Below are 22,919 nucleotides of genomic sequence, written 5' to 3' on the forward strand. Positions count from 1 at the left end.
AGGGGTGCAAAGCCTAGGCTCTACAGGTTGTTTTTGTTCATGGGAGAATTCTATTCGCTCACCATGTACGAAAAGCTTGATTTTTGGCCTTCGCACGCACTTTTATTACGCATTCCCGGCGTTTACCGCTGTTTACCTACAGAGGCCCCTTCATGCCCCTCGATCACTTCGACCTGGCCCTGCTCGATGCCATGCAGCGCGACGCTGGTACTTCACAGCTGGACCTCGGTGCGCAGGTCAACCTGTCCTCGGCTGCGGTCAATCGGCGGTTGAAGAAGCTGGCGGCCGACGGCGTGATCCGTGGCACGGTGGCACAGGTGAACCCGGAGCAGCTTGGGTACACGCTGACGGTGATCACCGAGGTCGAAGTGGAGAACGAGCGGCTGGACCTGCTGGACGAGATGAAACGCACCTTCCTCGCCTGCCCGCAGGTGCAGCAGTGCTACTACGTGGCCGGGGAATGCGATTTCGTGCTGATCATGCTGGTGCGCCACATGGAGCAGTACACCCAGCTGACGCGCGAACTGTTCTTCGAGAGCAACAACGTCAAGCGCTTCAAGACGCTGGTGTCGATGAGCAATGTGAAGACGGGCATGTTCGTGCCGACCCTCACGCCTTGAAGCCTTTATTGCGATTGCGATCCCCTGTGGGAGCGGCTTTAGCCGCGAAGAATCCAACGCAGTGCATGGCACCGGCTGCGCCGGTGTTCGCGGCTAAAGCCGCTCCCACAGGGGCCCTGCTAATTCAATAAGTGCAGTTCCCTTGGAGCGGCCTTGCTCACGCAGAGTTTGCCTGCGGCAGCGTGGACCTGGCACAGATGGCCGTGTCGCTGGGGGTTGGCGTGACCTGGTACAGCCCAATGGGGCCGTTGAGTTTCAGCCTGGCGGCACCGCTGAAGAAGCCGGACGGGGCAGAAACCCAGATCATCGGTTCTCGCTGGGGCAGACCTTCTAATCCCTGATGCCGTAACGCGCAGGCGTTGAGCATTACCCGCTTTTACTCCTGCTTAACCCAAGTTGACAGTGACCTTGCTTAAGCTGGCCAGGACTCGTACCCCGCCCAGCAGGACATGCCCATGCCACCCTTCACACCATGCTTCCCCACTTCACTGCGCCCCGACGAAGTCCCGGTCGCGCTACTCGACCTGGTCCAGCAGCGCCTGGCCGGGCTGCTCGGCCCGCGCTTCACCGTGGTACTGGGCGGTAGTAGCAACGGTGCCGGGGTCAGCCACTACCACCTGGCAATCCAGCACAACCAGAGCGGTGTTTCCCTGGAGGACACCGGCGCCGTCGGCACCGGCTTCATCGAGCGCCTGCTGCGCATGGCCACCCAACTCAAGGCCATGCTCGACTCGGCCACGTTCAGCAGCATGGGCAGCGACGACCCGCGCCGCCCACTGGTGTGGATCAGCGAGCTGGCCAGCCCCAAAGAAATGATTACAATGCATGCCCCAACCTGAAATATGTTTTTCCCATGAAATCACTGCTTTACGCCGTATCCTTACTGTTTTCCTTTACCCTACCCGCCCTTGCCAGCCCACCGGCGACCTTCACCGAAGCCAAGGTGGTGGCCAAGCAGAAGGTGTACATGGACCAGGCCAGCAGTGCCATGGGCGACCTGTACTGCGGTTGCAAATGGGCCTGGGTGGGCAAGTCTGGCGGGCGTATCGATGCTGCATCATGCGGCTACCAGACCCGCAAGCAGCAGAACCGCGCCGAACGCACCGAATGGGAACACATCGTGCCGGCCCATACCTTCGGCAACCAGCGCCAGTGCTGGAAGAACGGTGGCCGCGAGCATTGCGTGGATGACGACCCGGTGTTCCGCGCCATGGAGGCCGACCTGTTCAACCTGTACCCGGCTGTGGGCGAGGTCAACGGCGACCGCAGCAATTTCAACTACGGCATGGTTGCCGGCAATGCAGGGCAATACGGCCAGTGCTCCACCAAGGTCGACTTCGTGCAGCGTGCTGCCGAACCACGTGACGAAGTGAAAGGCCTGGTCGCCCGCACCACCTTCTACATGTACGACCGTTACAAGCTGAGCATGTCGCGCCAACAGCAGCAGTTGCTGATGGCCTGGGACAAACAGCACCCGGTTTCGGCTTGGGAGAAGGAGCGTAACCGGCGCATTGCCGCGATCATGGGGCATGCCAACCCCTTCGTGACCGGGGAACGCAAATGGACTGCCAACTACAAGCCGGTCGGCGGCGGTGTGGTGCAGGCGGTGCCGGCGAAGGCCGCCAAGCCTGAGGCCAAGCCGAGCCTGGCCAGTACTGGGTCGGTGGGGGCGGTGCTTGGCAACCGCAACAGCCACGTCTATCACCTTTCCGTCGGCTGCCCGGGCTATACCCAGGTTACCGCGAAGAACCAAGTCACCTTCGCCACCGAGGGTGAGGCGCAGGCAGCGGGTTATCGCAAGGCGGGCAACTGCCGCTGATCGCTTTGTTCGGGGCCTGCGCGGCCCCCTTTGCAATCGGCCTTGCGTCGCGAGCGGGCTGCACGGCAACCCCCTGGGATGACCACCCGTCGCCCAGACGGCACCCCACCTCCCGCCTCCAGCCCAACGAATGACAGATCATCCGCTAAGGAGACGTTCCATGATCCGCATTCGCCCCTTCTCTCTGTGCCTTGCCCTCGCCCTGGCCAGCGTCACTGGCACCAGCTTCGCCGCAACCGACACAGACACCGATAGCCGCCCGCAAACCGACCAGCAGGGTGGCAAGACCGCCGGTGAAGACAGCAGCGTCAACAGCCCTGGCAGCAGCAAAGCCAACGACAGCAGCGACACCGGCAGCAACAGCGATGCTGCCGACGGCGCCGCTGGCGGCTCCAACAGCACCGGCGAAGCCACCGGCTCCGGCGCCGGGCATTCGGGGGGCACCGCCGAGGACCAGGACAGCCATTGAGGCCGGCCTGGGCTACACTGCGCCGGAACGCCCTGCCGAGGATTCACCATGAACCTCAAAACCTGGCTGCTCACCGCCCTGCTGCCATGCAGCGCCTTGGCCGTCGCCGGCGGCCAGGGCGCGCTGTCGATCAGCTCATCTTCTTTCACCGATGGTGGCGTGATCGCCTTGCAACAGGTTGGCCCGGACCCGGCCTGCGGTGCTGGTGAAGAGCGCACTCCGCAACTGAGCTGGGAAAACCTCCCCGCAGGCACCCAGTCGCTGGCACTGATCATGTTCGACCCAGACGGCGGCAAAGGTATTGGCGTGGTTCACTGGCTCGCCTACAACATCGACCCGGCCCAGGATGGGCTGAAGGAAGGCGTCGCAGGGCTGACCGGGCAAGGGGTGACGGTGGGGCGCAATTCGCGGGGCACGCTCAGCTACCGAGGCCCCTGCCCACCCGCCGGCGACAACCCGCACCACTACGCGCTGACGCTGATTGCCACCGACCTGCCATTGGGCACCCTGCCCGAAGGCCTGGACCGCAGCGGCCTGCTGCAACTGCTGCAAGGCCACGCGCTAGGGGCGCAGAGCCTGGTCGGGCGCTATGGCCATTGAACCAAGCGGTACAGGAACAATTGATCACCGCCATAGCATTTATCCATTGAATGGCTCAGCCGAACTGAAGTAAGCTCGGGCTCATTCACTGGAGAGCAACATGCCGAAACACACCCGCAACCACGCCAACCACACCGGTCGCACCCTGCGCCCTGTGCTGGCCGTTGCCGGCTGCGTGGCACCTGCCAGCTATTACTTCGGGTATTGGTTTAGCCACTAGGCGCCGATACCCACACGGCGCCCACCTTCGAGGGGCCGCCGAACATGAGAATACTCAAACCCCCGGTCGGCTCCCCGACCGGGGGTTTTGCTTTTCAGGCCTTTGAACAACACCGATTCACATTGAGGACAGATTCATGAACTACGCCACCTATTACTACGCCAACACCTTCGCCTGGCGATTTAGCCAATCCCGTTCGGGCCAGCCTGCCGCCTCCGTTCGGTCTTGCACAGGTGGCAATGCAGCAACCAATACGAATTCAACGATCTGTCGAACACCTCGATAGGGCCGACCACGCGGGCCAGAACCCGCCGTCCGCCCAGGGAAAAACGCCATGCAAGCTTCCAGCCTCGCCCTGACCCAGCCGCAAGCAGCCAACACCACCGTCAGCCAGCGCCTGCCCAGCCCGCACCTGCTCAAGCAGCAAATGCCGCTGTCGAGCGAACTTACCCAGCAAGTCCATGCCCACCGCCAGGCCATCCGCGACATCCTCGAAGGCCGCGACCAGCGCCTGCTGGTGATCGTTGGCCCGTGCTCGATCCACGACCCGCGCTCGGCCCTGGAATACGCCGACCGCCTGGCCGCCCTCAGCCGCGAAGTCGACGACAAGCTGCTGTTGGTGATGCGCGCCTACGTCGAAAAACCCCGCACCACGGTCGGCTGGAAAGGCCTGGCCTACGACCCGCACCTCGATGGCAGCGACGACATGCACGCCGGCATCGCCCTGTCCCGCGGGCTGATGCTGAACATGATCGAACGCGGCCTGCCGGTCGCCACCGAATTGCTGCAGCCAATGGCCGCCGGCTACTTCGATGACCTTCTGGCCTGGGCCGCGATTGGTGCGCGCACTACCGAGTCGCAAATCCACCGCGAAATGGTCAGTGGCCTGGAGTTGCCGGTCGGCTTCAAGAACGGCACCGACGGTGGCATCGCCATCGCCAGCGACGCCATGCGCAGCGCCGCCCATCCGCACCGCCACTTCGGCATGGATGCGCAAGGCTACCCGGCCATCATCGAGACCTTGGGCAACGCGGACACCCACCTGGTGCTGCGCGGCGGCCACAAGGGCCCGAACTTTGACGCCGACAGCATCGCCATGGCCCGGCAGGCGCTGGCCAAGGCCGGGTTGCAGGCGCGGATCATGGTCGATTGCAGCCATGCCAACAGCGGCAAGGACCCGGCGCGCCAGCCGGCGGTATTCAACGATGTGCTGGAGCAGCGCCTGGCTGGCGACCGCTCGATCGTCGGGGTGATGATCGAAGGGCACCTGTTCGACGGCTGCCAGGTGCTGGGCAAGGGCGCGCTGAAATACGGCGTGTCGATCACCGACGGTTGCCTGGGCTGGGCCTCGACCGAAACCCTGTTGCGCGAGGCGGCACAAAAACTCTAGGCAGCGGGTTGCAAGCCTGGCGAGACATACCCCGGACAAGTGCGCTAGGCTTGCCTTTTTTACCCCAAGGAGCAGTATCCATGGCCCGTGCAACCGCCCGCCACATCCTGGTCAGCAGCGAAGACAAATGCAACGAACTGAAAGCCCAGATCGAAGCAGGCGCCGACTTCGCTGAAATCGCCAAAGCCAACTCCACCTGCCCGTCCAGCCGCCAGGGCGGTGACCTGGGCTCGTTCGGCCCAGGCCAGATGGTCAAGGAATTCGATACCGTGGTGTTCAGCGCCCCGGTCAATACCGTGCAAGGCCCGGTGAAGACCCAGTTCGGCTACCACCTGCTGGAAGTGACCAGCCGCCAGGACTAAGTCCGCGCAGCCGATGAAATCCCTTGTGGGAGCGGGTTTACCCGCGAATGCGCCTGATCAGGCAACGGCGTTGCATGGACGGACGCATTCGCGGGTAAACCCGCTCCCACAGGTCTTGTGTTGGCTGTTTTTGCTTTGCATTGGCGTCAACGCCGACGCCGCCCCCACCCACGCCCTCACCGTCTACGGCGAAGCCCCCCGCTACAACGCCAGCTTCCAGCATTTCGACTACGTCAACCCCGACGCCCCCAAAGGTGGCATCCTGCGCCGCTCGGCCATCGAGATCGGCCAGTTCGACCATATCCTGCCGTATATCGACAAAGGCATCGGTGTCAGCGAGGTCGATGGCCTGCTGTACGCACCACTGGCCGTGCGCTCGTTCGATGAACCCTACACCGTCTACGGCCTGATCGCCCGGCGCATGGAGCGCGGTCCGGAGGATGCCTGGTTGCGGTTCGAGATCGACCCGCGCGCCACATTCGCCGATGGCAAGCCAGTGCGCGCCGAGGACGTACGCTTTACCTTCGAGCTGCTGATGAGCAAGGGCAGCCTCAAGTACCGCACCCAGTTCGCCGATGTTGCCGCCGTTATCGTGGAAAACCCGCACAGCGTGCGCTTCGACTTCAAGCCCGACCACGGCCGCACCCTGCCGCTGGACCTCGCCAGCCTGCCGGTACTGCCCGAGCACGACTGGCAGCAGCGCGATTTCGCCAACGGCGCCGGCTTCGACAAGCCGGTCGGCAGCGGGCCGTACCGTATCGGGCGCATCGACAACGGCCGCAGCATCACCTTCGAGCGCGACGCCAACTGGTGGGCGCGCGATCTGCCGGTCAGCCGTGGCCGCTACAATTTCGCCAAGCTGCGCATCGAGTACTTCGGTGATACCGAGGTGGCGCGACAAGTGCTCAAGGGCGGCGGCTACGATTACAACCGCGAATTCTCCGCCACCGCCTACACCCTGGGCTACAACGGCACGCAACTGGACGACGGGCGCTTGCAGCGCGCCCACCTGGGCCCGGCCAAACCGCAGGTGGCCCAAGGCTTCGTGTTCAACCTCGACCGGCCGCAGTTCAAGGACCGCCGCGTGCGCCAGGCGCTGGGCATGCTGTGGGACTATGAATGGAGCAACCGGCAGATGATGCGCAACATGTACATCCGCCAGCAGAGCGTGTTCTCCAATACCCCGCTGGCTGCCCGCCAACTGCCGGATGCCGGCGAGTTGAAATTGCTCGAGCCTTTGCGCGGCAAGGTGCCGGACGAAGTCTTCAGTACCGTGTTCACCGCCCCGGTCACCGATGGCTCGGGGATCGTCCGCAAGCAACAGCTGGAGGCACTGGCGCTGCTCGAACAAGCCGGCTGGCGCCCCGAGGGCGACCGCCTGGTAAACAGCCAGGGCACGCCGCTGGCGTTCACCTTCCTCAACGGCCAGGCAGGCATGGAGCGCTTGTTGCTGCCGTGGAAGCGCAACCTGGCACAGATTGGCGTGACACTGGACATCCGCAACGTCGATTCGGCCCAGTACGTCAACCGCCTGATGGCACGTGACTACGACATGATCGTGACCGGCTACCCGGTCACCCTGTCGCCCGGCGCCGAGCTGTACAACTATTTTGGCTCGGCAGCAGCCCACGACCCTGGTTCGAACAACCTGATGGTGCTGCAGGACCCCGCCGTGGACCACCTGATCGACGGCCTGGTGCGCGCCGACAGCCAGGCCGACATGCTGCACCACGCCCATGCCCTGGACCGGGTGCTGCAATGGAACTACTACTGGATCCCCAACTACTACCCACCCGGCAGCTCCACCGCCTGGTGGAACCGCTTCGGCCTGCCCAAGGTCCAGGCTGCCTATGACGAAGGCCTGGACACCTGGTGGGAAGTCAGCCCCACCGCGCTGACCAACGCGCAAATGGCCGAACGCCGGAAGTCCTCGCCATGACCACCTACATCCTGCGCCGCCTGTTGCTGATCATCCCGACCCTGCTGGCGATCCTGCTGGTCAACTTCGCCATAGTCCAGGCTGCACCGGGCGGCCCGGTGGAACAGGCGGTGGCACGCCTGCAAGGCATCGGCGGCGGCGCTCCTGGTGTCCGGGCCGAGGTGGTGCACGGCGAGTCACGAGCCACCCGTGGCCTGGACCCGAAACTGATCGAGGAAATCAAGCGCCAGTACGGCTTCGACAAGTCCGCCCCCGAGCGCCTGTGGTTGATGCTGGGCCAGTACGCCCGGCTGGACTTCGGCAACAGCTTCTTCCGCGGCGCCAAGGTCACCGACCTGATCCTCGACAAGTTGCCGGTCACCCTGTCGCTGGGCTTCTGGGCCACGCTGATCACCTACCTGGTGTCGATCCCGCTGGGCATCCGCAAGGCGGTGCGCCATGGCAGCCGCTTCGATGCCTGGAGCAGCGCGCTGATCGTGGTCGGCTATGCCCTGCCCTCGTTCCTGTTCGCCCTGTTGCTGATCGTGCTGTTCGCCGGCGGCACCTCGCTCAGCTGGTTCCCGGTGCGCGGCCTGGTCTCGGACAACTTCGACGAGCTCAGCCTGCTGGGCAAGGTCGCCGACTACTTCTGGCACCTGGTGCTGCCGGTCGGCGCCCTGGTGATCGGCGGCTTCGCCACCCTGACGCTGCTGACCAAGAACGCCTTCCTCGACGAGATTTCCCGGCAATACGTGGTTACCGCCCGCGCCAAGGGCCTGAGCGAGCGCCGGGTGCTGTATGGCCACGTGCTGCGCAATGCCATGCTGCTGGTGGTGGCCGGGTTGCCGCAGGCGTTGATCACGGTGTTCTTCGCCGGCTCGTTGCTGATCGAGGTGATCTTCTCGCTCGATGGCCTGGGCCGCATGAGTTACGAGGCGGCCGTGTCGCGGGATTACCCGGTGGTGTTCGGCACGCTGTTCATCTTCACCCTGGCGGGCCTGCTGATCCGCCTGATCGGTGACCTGTCGTACACCCTGCTCGACCCGCGTATCGACTTCGACACGAGGGCACACTGATGCTTTCGCCGATCTCGCGTCGCCGCCTGCAACGCTTTCGCCGCAACCGCCTTGGCTGGGTTTCGCTGTGGCTGTTCGCCGCCCTGCTGCTGCTGAGCCTGTGTGCCGAGCTGGTGGCCAACGACAAACCGCTGCTGCTGGGCTACAAGGGCGACCTGTACGTGCCGGCGCTCAAGCGCTACACCGAGCAGCAGTTCGGCGGCCAGCTGCCGTTCCAGCCTGATTACCGCAGCGCCTACGTACGCCAGCTGATCGAGCAGCAAGATGGCTGGATGCTGTTCGCACCGATCCCGTTCAGCGCCGATACCCCCAACTACGACCTGCAGGTGCCCACCCCCAGCCCGCCGAGCGCAAGCAACTGGCTGGGCACCGACGACCAGGGCCGCGACGTGCTGGCCCGGGTGCTGTATGGCATGCGGGTATCCTTGCTGTTCGCCTTCGCCCTGACCGTGGTCAGCGTGCTGATCGGGGTGGTGGCCGGTGCCCTGCAAGGCTATCACGGCGGCTGGGTCGATCTGGTCGGCCAGCGCCTGCTGGAAGTGTGGTCGGGGTTGCCGGTGCTGTACCTGCTGATCATCCTCAGCGGCTTCGTCGAGCCGGACTTCTGGTGGCTGCTGGGGATCATGGCGCTGTTCTCCTGGCTGACCCTGGTCGATGTGGTACGCGCCGAGTTCCTGCGCGGTCGCAACCTGGAGTACGTGAAGGCCGCAAGGGCGCTGGGGTTGCCAGACAGCCAGGTGATGCTGCGGCACATCCTGCCCAATGCCATGAACGCAACGCTGACCTATGTGCCGTTCATGCTGACCGGGGCGATCACCACCCTGACTGCACTGGATTTTCTCGGTTTCGGCATGCCGGCCGGGAGTGCTTCGCTGGGTGAGCTGGTGACCCAGGGCAAACAGCACCTGGAGGCGCCATGGCTGGGCTTTACCGCGTTCTTTGCGCTGGCGGTGATCCTGTCGCTGCTGGTGTTTATCGGGGATGCCTTGCGCGAGGCGTTCGACCCCAGGGGATAGGTTTTCAGGTCTGGCCTCTTCGCGGGCTTGCCCGCTCCCACAGGTACCCCGCAGTCCTCAGGATTTGTGGTGACCCTGTGGGAGCGGGCAAGCCCGCGAAGAGGCCGGCCCTGCTTTTACAGATTTCAGGATTTCTACCCATGCACGACAGCGACAGCCTCAAGGACTACCCCCAGGTACGGCAACTGGCCATTCGCTCGCTGTTCGAGATCATCGAACAGTCCAGCGAAGGCACGGTGATCGTCGACCGCCAGGCGCGCATCGTCTGGATGAACGAACGCTACGCCCGGCGCTTTGGCCTGGCCGACGCCGCCAGTGCCATCGGCCAGCCGTGCGAGGCGGTGATCCCGGGCAGCCTGATGCGCGAGGTGGTGAGCAATGGTCGGCCGATCCTGCTGGACATGCTCGACACCCCGAACGAGCCGCTGGTGGTAATGCGCCTGCCCATCCACGACGACCAGGGTGCGCTGATCGGCGCCATCGGCTTTGCCCTGTTCGATGAGTTGCGCAGCCTGTCGCCGCTGCTCAAGCGCTACTCCAGCATGCAGCAGGAACTGGCCTCGACCCGCTCGCAGTTGCGCGCCCGCCAGGCCAAGTACAGCTTCGCCCAGTTTGTCGGCAGTAGCGCCACCAGCCTGGAGGCCAAGCGCCGCGCCCGGCGTGGTGCAAGCAGTGATTCGCCGGTGTTGCTGCTGGGCGAAACCGGCACCGGCAAGGAGCTGCTGGCCCATGCCATCCATGCGGCGTCGGCGCGGGCCCACAAGGCGTTTGTCAGCATCAACAGTGCGGCAATTCCCGAGACACTGCTGGAAGCCGAGTTCTTCGGCACCGCCCCCGGCGCCTTTACCGGCGCCGACCGCAAGGGCCGCAGCGGCAAGCTGCAGCTGGCCGAAGGCGGCACGCTGTTCCTCGACGAGATCGGCGACATGCCGCTGGCCCTGCAGAGCAAGCTGCTGCGGGTGTTGCAGGAGAAGGAGTACGAGCCGGTAGGCTCGAACCAGATGCTGCGCAGTGATGTGCGCATCATTGCCGCCACCTCCATGGACCTGCAGGCGGCCATCGCCCGCGGGGCATTCCGCGCCGACCTGTATTACCGGCTGAATGTGCTGCCGATCGAGGTGCCGCCCCTGCGGCAGCGGCTGGAAGACCTGCCGGCGCTGTGCGAGGCCATCCTGGGCGAACTGGGCAGCCAGTATGAGCTTGAGGCCGAAGCGCAGCAGCTATTGGCGCGGCATGCATGGCCGGGGAACATTCGCGAACTGCGCAATGTGCTGGAGCGGGCCACGCTGCTGGCGGATCAGCCGCGGCTGGGGGTGGCGGATCTACGGGCGGCATTGGGGCCGTTAAGCCCGGTGGCGGGTGAACCTGTGCGGCAGACTTACCGTGAGGCCTGTGAGGCATTTGAGCGCGAGCTGATTGCCGGGGCACTGGCCGAACATGGGGGAAATGTGCCGGAAGCTGCATCGGCGTTAGGCCTCGGGCGCTCGACGCTGTACAAGAAGATGGTAGCGCTCGGTCTCTAATTGGAGACTTATGTTTCCGTTTTGAGATTGCCGCGAGGGCTTCGCCCTCGATCGCGACACAAGGCCGCTCCTACAGGAGATCGCGGTGCACTTGTAGGAGCGGCCTTGTGTCGCGATGGGCCGCAAAGCGGCCCCGAAATCTCAAAACAGAGACAAAAAATCAGAAAAAAACAAAATACCTATATAAATCAACAAGTTAAAAACTGGCACGATTCCCGCTATCTCCTGCTCACCGATAAAAACAAGACTCACCCAGGAGACCCACCCGATGACCGTGCTCATCGCCCTCGCCGCTCTGGCCCTGCTGATGCTGGCTGCCTACCGCGGCTACAGCGTAATCCTCTTCGCCCCCATCGCCGCCCTCGGTGCGGTACTGCTCACCGACCCGTCCGCCGTGGCCCCTGCATTCACCGGGGTGTTCATGGAGAAAATGGTCGGTTTCATCAAACTCTACTTCCCGGTGTTCCTGCTGGGCGCCGTGTTCGGCAAGCTGATCGAGCTGTCCGGCTTCTCGCGCTCGATCGTCGCTGCCGCCATTCGCGTGCTCGGCACCCGCCAGGCGATGCTGGTTATCGTGCTGGTCTGTGCCCTGCTCACCTACGGCGGCGTGTCGCTGTTCGTGGTGGTGTTCGCGGTGTACCCGTTCGCCGCCGAAATGTTCCGCCAGAGCAACATCCCCAAGCGCCTGATCCCGGCAACCATTGCCCTGGGCGCCTTCTCGTTCACCATGGACGCCTTGCCCGGCACACCGCAGATCCAGAACATCATCCCCAGCACCTTCTTCAACACCACCGCCTGGGCCGCGCCCTGGCTGGGCCTGATCGGCACGCTGTTCGTGTTCTGCGCCGGCATGGCCTACCTGCAGCGCCAGCGCAACAAGGCCCAGCGCGCCGGCGAAGGCTATGGCAGCGACTTGCGCAACGAACCGGAAACCGCTGCCGACCTGGCGCTGCCCAACCCGTGGCTGGCCCTGTCGCCGCTGCTGCTGGTGGGGGTGATGAACTTGCTGTTCACCCACTGGATCCCGCAATGGTATGGCCCCAGCCACAGCCTGCAACTGCCCGGCATGAGCACGCCGGTGCAAAGCGATGTGGCCAAGCTCACGGCCATCTGGGCTGTGCAGGCGGCGTTGCTGGTGGGCATCCTGATGGTGCTGGTGTGTGCCTTCGGCGCCATCCGTACCCGCCTGGCCGAAGGCACCAAGAGCGCCGTGGGCGGTGCCTTGCTGGCGGCCATGAACACCGCCTCGGAATACGGTTTTGGCGCGGTGATCGCATCGCTGCCGGGCTTTCTGGTATTGGCCGACGCCCTGCGCGGCATCCCCAACCCACTGGTCAACGAAGCCATCACTGTGACCCTGCTGGCTGGTATCACCGGCTCGGCCTCGGGCGGCATGAGCATCGCCCTGGCGGCCATGGGCGACAGCTTCATCGCCGCCGCCAACGCCGCCAACATCCCGCTCGAAGTGCTGCACCGGGTGGCCGCGATGGCCAGCGGTGGCATGGACACCCTGCCACACAACGGTGCGGTCATCACCCTGCTGGCCGTGACCGGGCTGACCCACCGCGAGGCCTACAAGGACATTTTCGGTATTACCCTGATCAAGACCCTGGCGGTGTTCGTGGTCATTGCCACGTTCTACGCCACCGGCATCGTCTAAGGAGCTTTGCATGACCCTCAAAGGCAAGACCGCACTCGTCACCGGTTCCACCAGCGGCATTGGCCTGGGCATTGCCCAGGTGCTGGCCCGCGCAGGCGCCAACATCGTGCTCAACGGCTTCGGCGACCCAGCCCCGGCGCTGGCCGAGATCGCCCGGCACGGGGGGAAGGCAGTCCATCACCCGGCCGACCTGTCGGACGTGGCCCAGATCGAAGCGCTGTTCGCCCTGGCCGAGCGCGAGTTCGGCGGCGTCGACATCCTGGTCAACAACGCCGGGATCCAGCACGTGGCGCCGGTGGAGCAGTTTCCGCTGGAGAGCTGGGACAAGATCATCGCCCTCAACCTGTCGGCCGTGTTCCACGGTACGCGCCTGGCCCTGCCCGGCATGCGCGCGCGCAACTGGGGGCGCATCATCAACATCGCCTCGGTGCACGGCCTAGTCGGCTCCACCGGCAAGGCGGCCTATGTGGCGGCCAAGCACGGCGTGGTCGGCCTGACCAAGGTGGTAGGCCTGGAAACCGCCACCAGCAACGTCACCTGCAATGCCATCTGCCCTGGCTGGGTGTTGACCCCGCTGGTGCAGAAGCAGATCGACGATCGTGCTGCCAACGGTGGCGATCCGCTGCAAGCACAGCACGATCTGCTGGCAGAAAAACAGCCATCGCTGGCCTTCGTCACCCCCGAACACCTGGGTGAGCTGGTACTATTCCTGTGCAGCGAGGCCGGTAGCCAGGTTCGCGGTGCCGCCTGGAACGTCGATGGTGGCTGGTTGGCCCAGTGACGGGCGGCCTGGGCCTGGCGACGGTCTTGCATTCGTTTATCTGCAAGGAGGCCCTATGCGCCCAACCCCGATGACCGCGATCCTGGCCCTGACCCTGGCTGCCGCCGCACCCGCGATGGCAGCCAGCCTGAAGGACGTCGCGCCCTACCCCGAGGCGGAAAAAGGCTTCATCCGGCAGGTCATCCACCTGCCGGCCCAGGCTGATGAATCGGCCTATCAACTGGAAATCCTCGCCGGCAAGACCCTGAAGGTGGACTGCAATCGCCAGCGCCTGGGCGGCAGCCTGGAGGAACGTACCCTGGAAGGCTGGGGCTACAGCTACTACCGCCTGGACAAGGTCAGCGGCCCGGCCAGCACACTGATGGCCTGCCCCAATGGCAAGAAGACCGAGGCCTTCGTGCCGGTGGTCGGTGAAGGCTTCATGCTGCGCTACAACAGCAAGCTGCCGGTGGTGGTGTATGTGCCCAAGGATGTCGAAGTGCGCTATCGCGTCTGGACCGCGTCGCAGGACGTGCAAAAGGCTAAAGTAGAGTAAACGGCGCGGCATTCTGTGCCGCGCAGAGCCGTTCGCGATTCTTGTAGGAGCGGCCTTGTGTCGCGATAGGGCCGCAGCGCGGCCCCAGGATTTCAGCGTTACAGCAGAAATTGCCGGGGCTGCTTTGCAGCCCGATCGCGACACAAGGCCGCTCCTACAGAGGAAGGCCTACATCCGGCAGCAACAGGAGGTTCGGCATGAACGATGTGCTCTGGCGCCCCTCCACGGCGCAGATCGAGGCCAGCCGGATGGATGCCTTCCGCCGCCGGGTCAACCTGCGCTACAACCTGCAACTCGACGACTACCAGGCGCTGCACCGCTGGAGCATCGAGCAGCGCCCTACCTTTTGGCAAACCCTTGCCGACTATTTCCACGTTCACTGGCATACCCCGCCGAGCCAGGTGCTCAGCGAAGGGCCGCAGATGCCCGATGCCCGGTGGTTCACCAACGCCACCCTCAACTTCGCCGAACACCTGCTGCGCCGCCGCGACGACCGCCCGGCCCTGGTCGCAGTGCGCGAAGACGGCCAACGCCAGCTGTTCACCCATGCCCAGCTGGCCGCCCAGGTAGCTGGCCTGCAAACAGCCTTCAAGGCCGCCGGCATCGTCCCCGGCGACCGGGTAGCCGCCGTCATGCCCAATACCTGGCAGACGCTGGTGGCCATGCTTGCCTGCACCAGCCTCGGTGCGGTGTGGTCCAGCTCCTCGCCCGAGTTTGGCGTACATGGCATCATCGACCGCTTCGGTCAGATCGAGCCCAAGCTGCTGATCGCCTGCGCCGGATACCAGTACGCCGGCAAGGCCATCGACCAGGTGGAAAAGGTCAACCAGGTGTGCGCGCAACTGCCCGGGCTGGAACGGCTGATCGTGGTGCCCCATACCCGCAGCGGGACGCGCGCCGACGAGTTCCAGGCCGCCAACGTCAGCCTGTGGGACGAGTTCTTTCAGCCCGGCGGTGAACCCCGCTTCACCCCGCTGCCCTTCGATCACCCGCTGTACATCCTGTATTCCAGTGGCACCACCGGCGTACCCAAGTGCATCGTCCACCGCGCTGGCGGCGTGTTGTTGCAACACCTGAAGGAACATGGCCTGCACAACGACCTGAAGGCCGATGACGTGCTGTTCTACTACACCACCTGCGGCTGGATGATGTGGAACTGGCTGGCCAGCGGCCTGGCGGTGGGCGCCACGCTGGTACTGTACGACGGCTCGCCCTTCCATCCCGGCCCCGAGCGGCTGCTGGACCTGATCGACGCCGAAGGCATCCAGGCCTTCGGCACCAGCGCCAAGTACCTGGCGGCGCTGGAGCAGGCGGGCCTGGAGCCTGCGGCAAGCCATCGCCTGGCGCGCTTGCGCCTGCTACTGTCCACCGGCTCGCCGCTGTCGCCACACAGCTACGACTACGTGTACCGCAAGATCAAGGCCGACCTGTGCCTGGCGTCGATGTCCGGCGGCACCGATATCGTCTCCTGCTTCGTGCTGGGCAACCCGACCCTACCAGTGCGCCGTGGCGAGATCCAGTGCAAGGGCCTGGGCATGGCGGTGGAAGTGTGGGACGAGCATGGCCAGCCGGTGCAGGGCGAAAAAGGCGAGCTGGTGTGTACGCGCAACTTCCCGTCCATGCCGCTGGGGTTCTGGAAGGATGCGGACGGCAGTCGATACCACGATGCCTACTTCAGCCAGTTCCCGGGGGTATGGGCCCAGGGCGACTATGCCGAACAGCGTGCCGATGGCGGGCTGGTGATTCATGGCCGCTCCGACGCCGTGCTCAACCCCGGCGGGGTGCGCATTGGCACGGCGGAGATCTACCGCCAGGTAGAAAAGGTCGAGCAGGTGCTGGAAAGCGTGGCCATCGGCCAGGACTGGCAAGGCGATGTGCGGGTGGTGCTGTTCGTTCGCCTGCGTGACGGCCTGCAGCTGGATGAGGCCCTGCGCCAGCACATCCGCCAGGTGATCCGCCAGTACACCACGCCCCGCCATGTACCGGCGGTGATCGCCCAGGTCGATGACATCCCGCGTACCATCAGCGGCAAGCTGGTGGAATTGGCGATTCGCAATGTGGTGCATGGCTTGCCGGTGAAGAATACCGATGCCCTGGCCAACCCCGAGGCGCTGGAGCAGTTCCGGGATCGTGTCGAATTGCGCGGGCCAGCGTAGTCGCAAGGGGCCACTTTGTGGCCCATCGCCGGCAAGCCAGCTCCCACAGGTACAGCGCAGATTTCGAGATTTTCGCCGTCCATGTGGGAGCCGGCTTGCCGGCGATGGGCTGCATAGCAGCCCCAAGTGCTTATTTGGCAGGCATTGGGCATAATGCCGCCATTTTCTCTCCCGAAGCACAGGTACCCCATGAAAGCCCAAGCCCGCCACATCCTGGTCAAGACCGCTGACGAAGCCGAAAAGCTCAAGCAGCGCATCGCCAATGGCGAGGCTTTCGACGTGCTCGCAAAAAAGTTCTCGATCTGCCCTTCGGGCAAGCGCGGCGGCGACCTGGGTGAAATCCGCCCCGGCCAGATGGTCGGCGCCATCGACCAGGTGATCTTCAAGAAACCTCTGCGCGTGGTTCACGGGCCGATCAAGAGCAAGTTCGGCTATCACCTGGTGCAGACCTTCTACCGCGACTAAGCGCGGCGCGCAGCCAGCAGCCCGAGGCCGGCGCAGCCCAGTAGGGAGGCGCTGACCCGGTTGAACAGCCGGCGTGGGCCGGGCTGGCTGAACCAGCGCTGCAGGTACGCCCCCAGGCCGGCGTAGATGGCGATGGCGGCCCACTCCAGTAACAGGAACAGCACGCCCAGCCAGAGGAACTGCTCGCTCACCGGGGTGGCGCTGCCGACCGAGACGAACTGCGGCAGGAAGGCGGTGAAGATCAGGATTGCCTTCGGGTTACCAGCGGCCACCCAGAACTCCTGACGTGCCAGGCGCCAGGTGCCGCGTGGGTGATCGCTTGCCACCACCGCCTCGCCCACCGGTGCCCGCCACAGTTGCCAGGCGATATAGAACAGGTACGCCGCCCCCACCACCTTGATGGCCAGGAACAGGTATTCGCTGGTGTGCAGCACCACGGCCAGGCCCATGGCCGCCAGGGCGATCATGCCGCTGAAGGCGACGATGCGCCCGCCACCGGCCACGCAGGCCGTGCGCAGGCCGTAACGGCTGGCATTGTGCAGCGACAGCAGGTTGTTCGGCCCCGGTGCCATGTTCAGGGCGAAACAGGCGGGGATGAAAAGCAGCAGGCTTGAAAGGTCCATTATTGTTTTCCTTTGGCAACAGGCGTCTATTTCGGCGGGTAGCGGGCCTTGCGGTCAAGTTACAGCCAGCGGAAAAAACTGTATGGTTGCGCGGCGCCTGATAAGCTGCCGGGCATATCGAGGACCCTGTGATGCCCCGTTCCCATGCCGCGCTGTGGCGCGACCCGGCCCTGCCGCATGTCGAAAGCCGCCGCGCCTGCCATAGCCGCGCCTGCTACAAGGCCCACAGCCACCCGACGTTTTCAATCGGTGTGGTGGACGCCGGCCACAGTCATTTCACCGGTGCCGGCAACGGCCAGCAACGCTTGACACCCGGCTCGCTGGTACTGGTCCCGGCCCGCCGGGTACATGCCTGCAACCCCGAGCCCGGGCAAGCGTGGAGCTACCAGATGTTGCATGTGAATGCCGACTGGCTGGCACAGCTGCACCTGGAGTCCGGGCTGGAGGGTGCCGGGCCCGGCGAGCCGGCACGCATCTGCCAGGTGCCGGAGGTGTACCGGCTGTTCTGCGAACTGAACAGTCTGCTGTTCTCCAACGCCAGCCATGGTGAGAAGGATGCGGCGCTGATTGCCTTTCTGGGTGACCTGGACTGCGCCAGGCTCGCGCCGCTGGCGCCGGCACCGGCCCTGGGGGCGAGCGAGCTGAGTGGGCTGATCGCGCTCATCGAAGAGCAGGATCCGGCGCAGTTGAGCCTGGCGGTACTGGCCCGGCAGGCCGGGCTTGGGCGCTACCAGTTGATTCGCGCATTTCGCGCGGCCACCGGGTTTACGCCGCATGCCTACCTGCTCAATGCCCGGGTCAACCGTGGGCGCCAGTTGCTGGGGGAAGGGCAGGCCCTGGCGGAGGTGGCCTATAAGCTCGGGTTTGCCGACCAAAGCCATTTCCAGCGGGTGTTCAAGGCCCACGTGGGGGTGACGCCGGGGCAGTATCGGGGAGATTGAAGGCCTGCGCGACCTCTGTAGGAGCGGCCTTGTGTCGCGAAAGGGCTGCGCAGCAGCCCCGGCAATCTGTGCTGCGGAGCTGAAAACCTGGGGCCGCTTCGCGCCCCATCGCGACACAAGGCCGCTCCTACAGGGGCCTGCAATATTGTTCAATACGGCATGAGCGCCGAGGGGCAGAGTCAGGCTTTACGCCAGAGCAACCTCACCCAATGCAACAATTCCTGATCATCGCCCTCGCCCACTTCCTTGCCCTGCTCTCTCCCGGCCCGGACTTCTTCCTGGTCGCACGCACCTCGGTCAACGCCGGCTGGCGCATCGCGAGCGGTGCCTGCCTGGGTATCGCCCTGGCCAATGGCGTGTTCATCGCCATGGCTTTCACCGGCCTCTCAGTACTGCAGGAAGGCAGTCTGCTGTTCACCATCCTGCAACTGGCCGGCGCCGGCTACCTGCTGTACATCGGCACCCTGTTCCTGCGCCATGCCGGGCAAACCAGCTTGGGCGCAGTCGCTGGCAAGCAAACAGTTCAAGGGTGGTGGCGGGGATTGGGCATGGGGTTCCTGTCCGGCATTCTCAATCCCAAGAATGCGCTGTTCTATGCCAGCCTGGTCAGCATGGTGGCCACTGCCAGCGTTGCCTGGAAAGCAACCTGTGCCCTGTGGATGTTCGGCATCGTGCTGCTATGGGACCTGCTGGTTGCGATAGCCATCGGCAACCCGCTGGTGCTGCGGCGCTTCGCCCGCTGCCTGCCGAGGCTGGAGCGGGCCTCCGGGGTCATGCTGGTGCTATTGGCTGTGGCACTGTTGTTTCATCTGGCCTGGGGCTGACCAGTTGCAGGGTCCGCATGTCCATCAAGGTGAAATGGCCACTGGCCCAGCCCCCGGTGTCCAGGTGCCAGACGTTGCCCAGCAGCTTGGCCTCCAGTACCGGCGTGTGGCCCACCAACAAGGCACGCAGCCCCTGCACGGGCTGGGTATCGCCTACCTTCAGCCGCCGCCGTGACCATTGGCATACTTCCCGTACCTTGGGGTCGTCATCCAGCTCCAGCCAAGTCCTCAGCACCGTCCAATCGGCATACGGGCTGTCGGCATGCAGCAGGCCTACCAGGCCCGCCGCACTTTCAACTTCTATCGCAATCGGCAGTTGCTCGAAGCGCTCCACGAAACCCAACTGCCGGGCCCGCGGCAGGTCCAGAAACCAGCCGCCGCCAGCGGCGCGATACATTTCCAGGTCGAGCCGCCCGCCGCGAACGCGGGTGATTGCCAGGGCCTCGTGGTTACCTTGCACGGCATGGAACCAGGGCTGCGCCAGCCATTCCAGCGCCGCCTCGCTGTCTGGGCCACGGTCGACCAGGTCACCCACGCTGAACAGCCGGTCCACGGCCGGATCGAACCCCACCGCATCCAGGCATTGCTGCAGGCGCTGGAAATGACCATGGATATCGCCAACCGCAAGGTCACGCCCCCGCAGGTTGGCAATCAGACGCCGAAACCGTGCCATTACAATCTTCCTCTGCCGTAGCGCCATGCCAAGGGTAAAATGGAGGCATGCGCAATCTGCCCCGGAGGTGCATCATGCGTACCACCCTAGTGTGTGCCGTGCTCATGGCGCTGTCACTGGACAGCATGGCACAAGGTACCCCGGCCGCGCAGGTCGAGGTACGTTTCGACCATCCGGAAAAATTCCGCGATGCCAGCCTCGACAGCCACGGGTACGAGCGTGGCGCCGACGCCTATGTGATGAAAACCTTGAGCCAGTACCTGCAGAAGCTTGGCCAACGCTACCTGCAACCCGGCCAGCAACTGGTCATCGATATCCGCGACATCGACCTGGCCGGGCGTTTCGAGCCCTGGCACGGCCAGGCCTACGATGTGCGTTTCATGCGTGAAATCACCTGGCCGACCATCGACCTCAGCTACACCCTCAGCCAACCGGGCAAACCCGACCAGCAGGCGCAGGAGCGGGTCAGCGACAAGATGTATCTCAGCCGCCCGGGCCGGGTCACGAGCAGCAGCGACCGGTTGTATGCCGAAAAGGCCATGCTCGACGACTGGTTCCGCCAGCGCTTCGCCGTCCACTCGGCTTCCTGAATATCCCTTCACTGGAACAGGCGATGGTGCCGGTAGTATGCTCGGCCCTTCAACCTGTACCAGGGAAGGGTCATTCATGAAGTCGTGTGCCGTGCAACTGGCATCGCTCAAGGGCGATGTGCAAGCCAACCTCGAACGCCACCTGGCCTGCATCGAACAGGCCGCAGCCCTTGGCGCCGAACTGGTAGTGTTTCCCGAACTGTCGCTGACCGGCTATGAGCCAACCCTCGCGCGCCAGGCCGCCCTGCCAGTCGGTGCGGCGCGGCTGGACCCGCTGCAGGCAGCCTGCGACCGGCTTGGTATCACTGTCGCCGTGGGCCTGCCACTGCCGACACCTGACGGCATCCGTATCGGCATGCCAATTCTCAGCCCCGGGGCACCGCGCCAGGCCTATGCCAAGCAGCGCCTGCATGATGATGAACTGCCCTGGTTCACCCCAGGCGATCAAGCCTTGCTGCTGCAGGTGGGTGCGCACCGGGTAGCGCCTGCGATCTGCTACGAATCGATGTTCATGGCCCATGCCGCAGCCGCGCGGGGACATGGCGCCGACCTGTACTTGATCAGCGTGGCGAAAACCGCCAAGGGCATCCGTGAGGGTTACCAGCACTACTCCGAGGTGGCTCGTGAGCTGGGCATGATGGTGTTGCTGGCCAACTGCGTGGGGCCGGCTGACACCTTCATCGGCGCCGGAGGTTCGGCGGCCTGGGACAGCCAGGGGCGCTTGCTCGCCAGCCTGGACGACCACAGCGAAGGGCTGATCGTGCTGGATACCGCCAACGGCACTGCCATGGCGGTGCCGTTGGCCCTGCAGCCGGCATGATCTATCTGTTTCTGGCGTTGCTGAGCTATGCCTGTACCTACTACCTGACGGGGCTGCTCATCCAGGGGCAACTGGCCGATGTGGCCGAGGGATTGCGCCACCGGCCTGATGCGCCGACACCCGGCGAATACCTGCGCACAGTGAGGCCCCATGCACGCCGGGCCCATCGGCAGTACGCCCTGCTGGCTGGCTCGGCGTTGGCCGTGCTGGTCTGCCTGGCTGCCAGCTGGTTCTGTTGACGCTTACAGGTCCAGTGCCAGGCTTTGCCGGCCCTCCAGCGCCAGCAGGTACTGCTTTGCCGCCAGGCCGCCGGCAAAGCCGGTCAGGCTGCCCGAAGCACCGATCACCCGATGACACGGGGCGATGATCGAGATCGGGTTGCGGCCATTGGCGGCGCCTACCGCACGCACTGCACTGGGGTTGCCGATCTGCCGGGCAATGTCGCTGTAGCTGCGGGTTTCACCGAACGGTATCGCCAACAGCGCGGCCCACACCTGACGCTGGAACTCGGTGCCGGCAAAATCCAGCGCCAGGTCGAAGCACTGGCGTTTGCCAGCAAAGTACTCGCCGAGCTGGCTGGCGGCTTCCCGCAGTACCGGGCACTGGTCATCACGGTGCAGGGCGCCAAGGCGCACACGGTTTTCCCGCTCCTCTTCCCAGAGTACGGCGGCCAGGCATTCGCCACGTGCCACCAGGGTCAAGGTGCCGACGGGCGACTGCATGAAAGTGAATGCGCTGGACATAAGCAGGCTCCTGCCAGGTTGCGATCAACCTACTGTACGCATCCACAGCCCTGCTTGCATCCGCTTTCTTGCTCAGGCAATTGTGCGTAGCCGGTGCCAACCAACGCGTCGCCTGCTTCGCGGGTGAACCCGCTCCCACAGGGAACCCCTCCCGCCGAAAGAATGCGCAATACCTGTGGGAGCGGGCGCGCCCGCGAACACCGGCGTAGCCGGTGCCAGCCACCGTGTCGCCTGCTTCGCGGGCATGCCCGCTCCCACAGGGTGCCCATCAGCCCCAAAAGAGCCTCAATAATAGGTCCGGGGTTGCTCATCAGCCTTGTTCAATACCGTCCCCACCAGGTTCACCCTTGCCAGGTGATGAAGGCAATCCTCAATTTCCTTCCTGTTGTTCATACCGTTGGCCACCACCAGCAGCACACAGTCGAACTTGGGTATCACAGTGATCGCATCGTCAGAACTGAGCAACGGCGGCAAATCGAATATGCAGATGCGCGACTCGTAGCGGTTGCGCAGTTCGCTTATCAGGTTGTTCACTTTGGGCGACGACAGCATTTCGGTAGACAACGGCACCGGTACCCGTGTGGGCAGTACCACGAACCGAGGCAAGGTCGGGTTGACCAGGCAGTCCTGCAGCTCGGCCTTGTCCGTCAGAAACTCGTTCAACGCCTGGTCCATTGGCAGGCCCAGGCTGCTCCCGACCTTGGGCCGACGCAGGTCGAAGTCCACCAGCAACGCGGTCTTGGTGGTGTGGTGGGCGATGCTCATGGCCAGGTTGATCGACAGCACCGTCTTGCCCGCTTCAGGGGTTGGCGAGGTAATGGCCAAGGTTCGCCAGCCATTCTCGTCCATGGTCCTGAGCACTTGCGTGCGCAGCAGGTCGATCGGCCCGTTCATGTTGGAGTTCTTGTTGTAGGCGACGATACGGTGACGCTCCAGGTGCTCCGCGCGTAGCGGCACCACCTTGGTGTTCACGTAATCGAACTGGCCAGGCACTTCCGCCAGCGCCGTACCTGGGGCGGGTGACAAGGCCTGCGGGGTACCCGGGGTAACCTGGTGAAGATTATTGCCAACAGCCGACGTGGTCCTGTCCATCAC

25 protein-coding genes and 1 pseudogene are annotated in these 22,919 nt (G+C 64.5%); 22 read left to right on the plus strand and 4 right to left on the minus strand.

All coding sequences use genetic code 11. From position 1 onward, the window contains the following. The first annotated feature begins 152 nt into the window (after positions 1 to 152). The 17 genes and pseudogenes from J5M58_RS08535 to J5M58_RS08615 all read left to right on the plus strand — a co-directional run bounded on the left by J5M58_RS08535 (position 153) and on the right by J5M58_RS08615 (position 16,610). Complete coding sequence (locus tag J5M58_RS08535) at positions 153 to 620, plus strand: Lrp/AsnC family transcriptional regulator (protein WP_112253404.1); 468 nt, start codon at positions 153 to 155, stop codon at positions 618 to 620. Between the two features lie 182 nt (positions 621 to 802). Next, positions 803 to 954 (plus strand): annotated as a pseudogene (locus tag J5M58_RS08540) (BamA/TamA family outer membrane protein); the annotation flags it as partial. A gap of 121 nt (positions 955 to 1,075) precedes the next feature. Beyond that, complete coding sequence (locus J5M58_RS08545) at positions 1,076 to 1,459, plus strand: hypothetical protein (RefSeq protein WP_112253403.1); 384 nt, start codon at positions 1,076 to 1,078, stop codon at positions 1,457 to 1,459. Between the two features lie 14 nt (positions 1,460 to 1,473). Continuing rightward, positions 1,474 to 2,439: an endonuclease gene (locus tag J5M58_RS08550; protein WP_207877847.1), complete on the plus strand. Its 966-nt coding sequence runs from the start codon at positions 1,474 to 1,476 to the stop codon at positions 2,437 to 2,439. Between the two features lie 160 nt (positions 2,440 to 2,599). Further along, positions 2,600 to 2,908 carry a hypothetical protein gene (locus J5M58_RS08555; RefSeq protein WP_112253401.1) on the plus strand — a complete coding sequence of 103 codons (309 nt, stop codon included), beginning with the start codon at positions 2,600 to 2,602 and terminating at the stop codon, positions 2,906 to 2,908. 48 nt (positions 2,909 to 2,956) lie between these two features. After that, complete coding sequence (locus J5M58_RS08560) at positions 2,957 to 3,508, plus strand: YbhB/YbcL family Raf kinase inhibitor-like protein (RefSeq protein WP_207877849.1); 552 nt, start codon at positions 2,957 to 2,959, stop codon at positions 3,506 to 3,508. A gap of 554 nt (positions 3,509 to 4,062) precedes the next feature. After that, complete coding sequence (locus tag J5M58_RS08565) at positions 4,063 to 5,118, plus strand: 3-deoxy-7-phosphoheptulonate synthase (RefSeq protein ID WP_207877851.1); 1,056 nt, start codon at positions 4,063 to 4,065, stop codon at positions 5,116 to 5,118. Between the two features lie 80 nt (positions 5,119 to 5,198). Then, the gene (locus tag J5M58_RS08570; protein ID WP_003248318.1) at positions 5,199 to 5,480 is read left to right on the plus strand and encodes a peptidylprolyl isomerase; all 282 of its coding nucleotides are present in this window, start codon (positions 5,199 to 5,201) and stop codon (positions 5,478 to 5,480) included. A 13-nt stretch (positions 5,481 to 5,493) separates the two neighbouring features. Then, complete coding sequence (locus tag J5M58_RS08575) at positions 5,494 to 7,419, plus strand: extracellular solute-binding protein (RefSeq protein ID WP_207877853.1); 1,926 nt, start codon at positions 5,494 to 5,496, stop codon at positions 7,417 to 7,419. After that, positions 7,416 to 8,474, plus strand: a complete 1,059-nt coding sequence (locus J5M58_RS08580; RefSeq protein ID WP_207877855.1) for a microcin C ABC transporter permease YejB — start codon at positions 7,416 to 7,418, stop codon at positions 8,472 to 8,474. Before J5M58_RS08575 ends, J5M58_RS08580 begins: the two co-directional genes overlap by 4 nt. Beyond that, positions 8,474 to 9,490, plus strand: a complete 1,017-nt coding sequence (locus J5M58_RS08585; RefSeq protein ID WP_112253397.1) for an ABC transporter permease — start codon at positions 8,474 to 8,476, stop codon at positions 9,488 to 9,490. Before J5M58_RS08580 ends, J5M58_RS08585 begins: the two co-directional genes overlap by 1 nt. 140 nt (positions 9,491 to 9,630) lie before the next feature. After that, on the plus strand, positions 9,631 to 11,013 hold the full coding sequence (locus J5M58_RS08590; RefSeq protein WP_207877857.1) for a sigma-54-dependent Fis family transcriptional regulator: 1,383 nt from the start codon (positions 9,631 to 9,633) through the stop codon (positions 11,011 to 11,013). Between the two features lie 268 nt (positions 11,014 to 11,281). After that, positions 11,282 to 12,673 carry a GntP family permease gene (locus J5M58_RS08595; RefSeq protein ID WP_112253395.1) on the plus strand — a complete coding sequence of 464 codons (1,392 nt, stop codon included), beginning with the start codon at positions 11,282 to 11,284 and terminating at the stop codon, positions 12,671 to 12,673. A gap of 10 nt (positions 12,674 to 12,683) precedes the next feature. Continuing rightward, on the plus strand, positions 12,684 to 13,454 hold the full coding sequence (gene hbdH, locus J5M58_RS08600) for a 3-hydroxybutyrate dehydrogenase (protein WP_112253394.1): 771 nt from the start codon (positions 12,684 to 12,686) through the stop codon (positions 13,452 to 13,454). A gap of 55 nt (positions 13,455 to 13,509) precedes the next feature. Beyond that, positions 13,510 to 13,989, plus strand: coding sequence for a serine protease inhibitor ecotin (gene eco, locus J5M58_RS08605; protein WP_207877859.1), 480 nt, complete (start codon positions 13,510 to 13,512; stop codon positions 13,987 to 13,989). A gap of 197 nt (positions 13,990 to 14,186) precedes the next feature. Next, on the plus strand, positions 14,187 to 16,145 hold the full coding sequence (locus J5M58_RS08610) for an acetoacetate--CoA ligase (protein WP_207877861.1): 1,959 nt from the start codon (positions 14,187 to 14,189) through the stop codon (positions 16,143 to 16,145). Positions 16,146 to 16,334: 189 nt separating this feature from the next. After that, complete coding sequence (locus J5M58_RS08615; RefSeq protein ID WP_016715601.1) at positions 16,335 to 16,610, plus strand: peptidylprolyl isomerase; 276 nt, start codon at positions 16,335 to 16,337, stop codon at positions 16,608 to 16,610. On the opposite strand, the gene J5M58_RS08620 is transcribed toward J5M58_RS08615, so the two are convergent. Beyond that, positions 16,607 to 17,233, minus strand: coding sequence for a LysE family translocator (locus J5M58_RS08620; RefSeq protein ID WP_112253391.1), 627 nt, complete (start codon positions 17,231 to 17,233; stop codon positions 16,607 to 16,609). The two genes, J5M58_RS08615 and J5M58_RS08620, sit on opposite strands and share 4 nt — an antisense overlap. A 131-nt stretch (positions 17,234 to 17,364) precedes the next feature. Here J5M58_RS08620 and J5M58_RS08625 point away from each other — a divergent pair, with 131 nt between their 5' ends. Next, on the plus strand, positions 17,365 to 18,174 hold the full coding sequence (locus J5M58_RS08625; RefSeq protein ID WP_112253390.1) for an AraC family transcriptional regulator: 810 nt from the start codon (positions 17,365 to 17,367) through the stop codon (positions 18,172 to 18,174). Between the two features lie 209 nt (positions 18,175 to 18,383). Further along, entirely contained in the window at positions 18,384 to 18,998 is a 615-nt protein-coding gene (locus tag J5M58_RS08630; RefSeq protein WP_207877863.1) for a LysE family translocator, read from the plus strand. Here J5M58_RS08630 and J5M58_RS08635 read toward each other — a convergent pair. Continuing rightward, positions 18,946 to 19,671: a metallophosphoesterase gene (locus J5M58_RS08635; RefSeq protein WP_112253388.1), complete on the minus strand. Its 726-nt coding sequence runs from the start codon at positions 19,669 to 19,671 to the stop codon at positions 18,946 to 18,948. The two genes, J5M58_RS08630 and J5M58_RS08635, sit on opposite strands and share 53 nt — an antisense overlap. A gap of 74 nt (positions 19,672 to 19,745) precedes the next feature. Here J5M58_RS08635 and J5M58_RS08640 point away from each other — a divergent pair, with 74 nt between their 5' ends. The 3 genes from J5M58_RS08640 to J5M58_RS08650 all read left to right on the plus strand — a co-directional run bounded on the left by J5M58_RS08640 (position 19,746) and on the right by J5M58_RS08650 (position 21,320). Next, the gene (locus tag J5M58_RS08640) at positions 19,746 to 20,261 is read left to right on the plus strand and encodes a DUF3016 domain-containing protein (RefSeq protein ID WP_133972401.1); all 516 of its coding nucleotides are present in this window, start codon (positions 19,746 to 19,748) and stop codon (positions 20,259 to 20,261) included. Between the two features lie 76 nt (positions 20,262 to 20,337). After that, positions 20,338 to 21,081 carry a carbon-nitrogen hydrolase family protein gene (locus tag J5M58_RS08645; protein WP_112253386.1) on the plus strand — a complete coding sequence of 248 codons (744 nt, stop codon included), beginning with the start codon at positions 20,338 to 20,340 and terminating at the stop codon, positions 21,079 to 21,081. Continuing rightward, entirely contained in the window at positions 21,078 to 21,320 is a 243-nt protein-coding gene (locus J5M58_RS08650) for a hypothetical protein (RefSeq protein WP_112253385.1), read from the plus strand. Before J5M58_RS08645 ends, J5M58_RS08650 begins: the two co-directional genes overlap by 4 nt. A 3-nt stretch (positions 21,321 to 21,323) precedes the next feature. On the opposite strand, the gene J5M58_RS08655 is transcribed toward J5M58_RS08650, so the two are convergent. Continuing rightward, positions 21,324 to 21,824 carry a methylated-DNA--[protein]-cysteine S-methyltransferase gene (locus tag J5M58_RS08655; RefSeq protein WP_112253384.1) on the minus strand — a complete coding sequence of 167 codons (501 nt, stop codon included), beginning with the start codon at positions 21,822 to 21,824 and terminating at the stop codon, positions 21,324 to 21,326. A 285-nt stretch (positions 21,825 to 22,109) separates the two neighbouring features. Then, a complete protein-coding gene (locus tag J5M58_RS08660; RefSeq protein WP_112253383.1) occupies positions 22,110 to 22,916 on the minus strand; it encodes a CpsD/CapB family tyrosine-protein kinase in 807 nt (268 codons plus the stop codon). Between the last annotated feature and the right edge of the window lie 3 nt (positions 22,917 to 22,919).

Source organism: Pseudomonas sp. 32_A, from assembly GCF_017490905.1.
Taxonomy (GTDB): Bacteria; Pseudomonadota; Gammaproteobacteria; order Pseudomonadales; family Pseudomonadaceae; genus Aquipseudomonas; species Aquipseudomonas inefficax.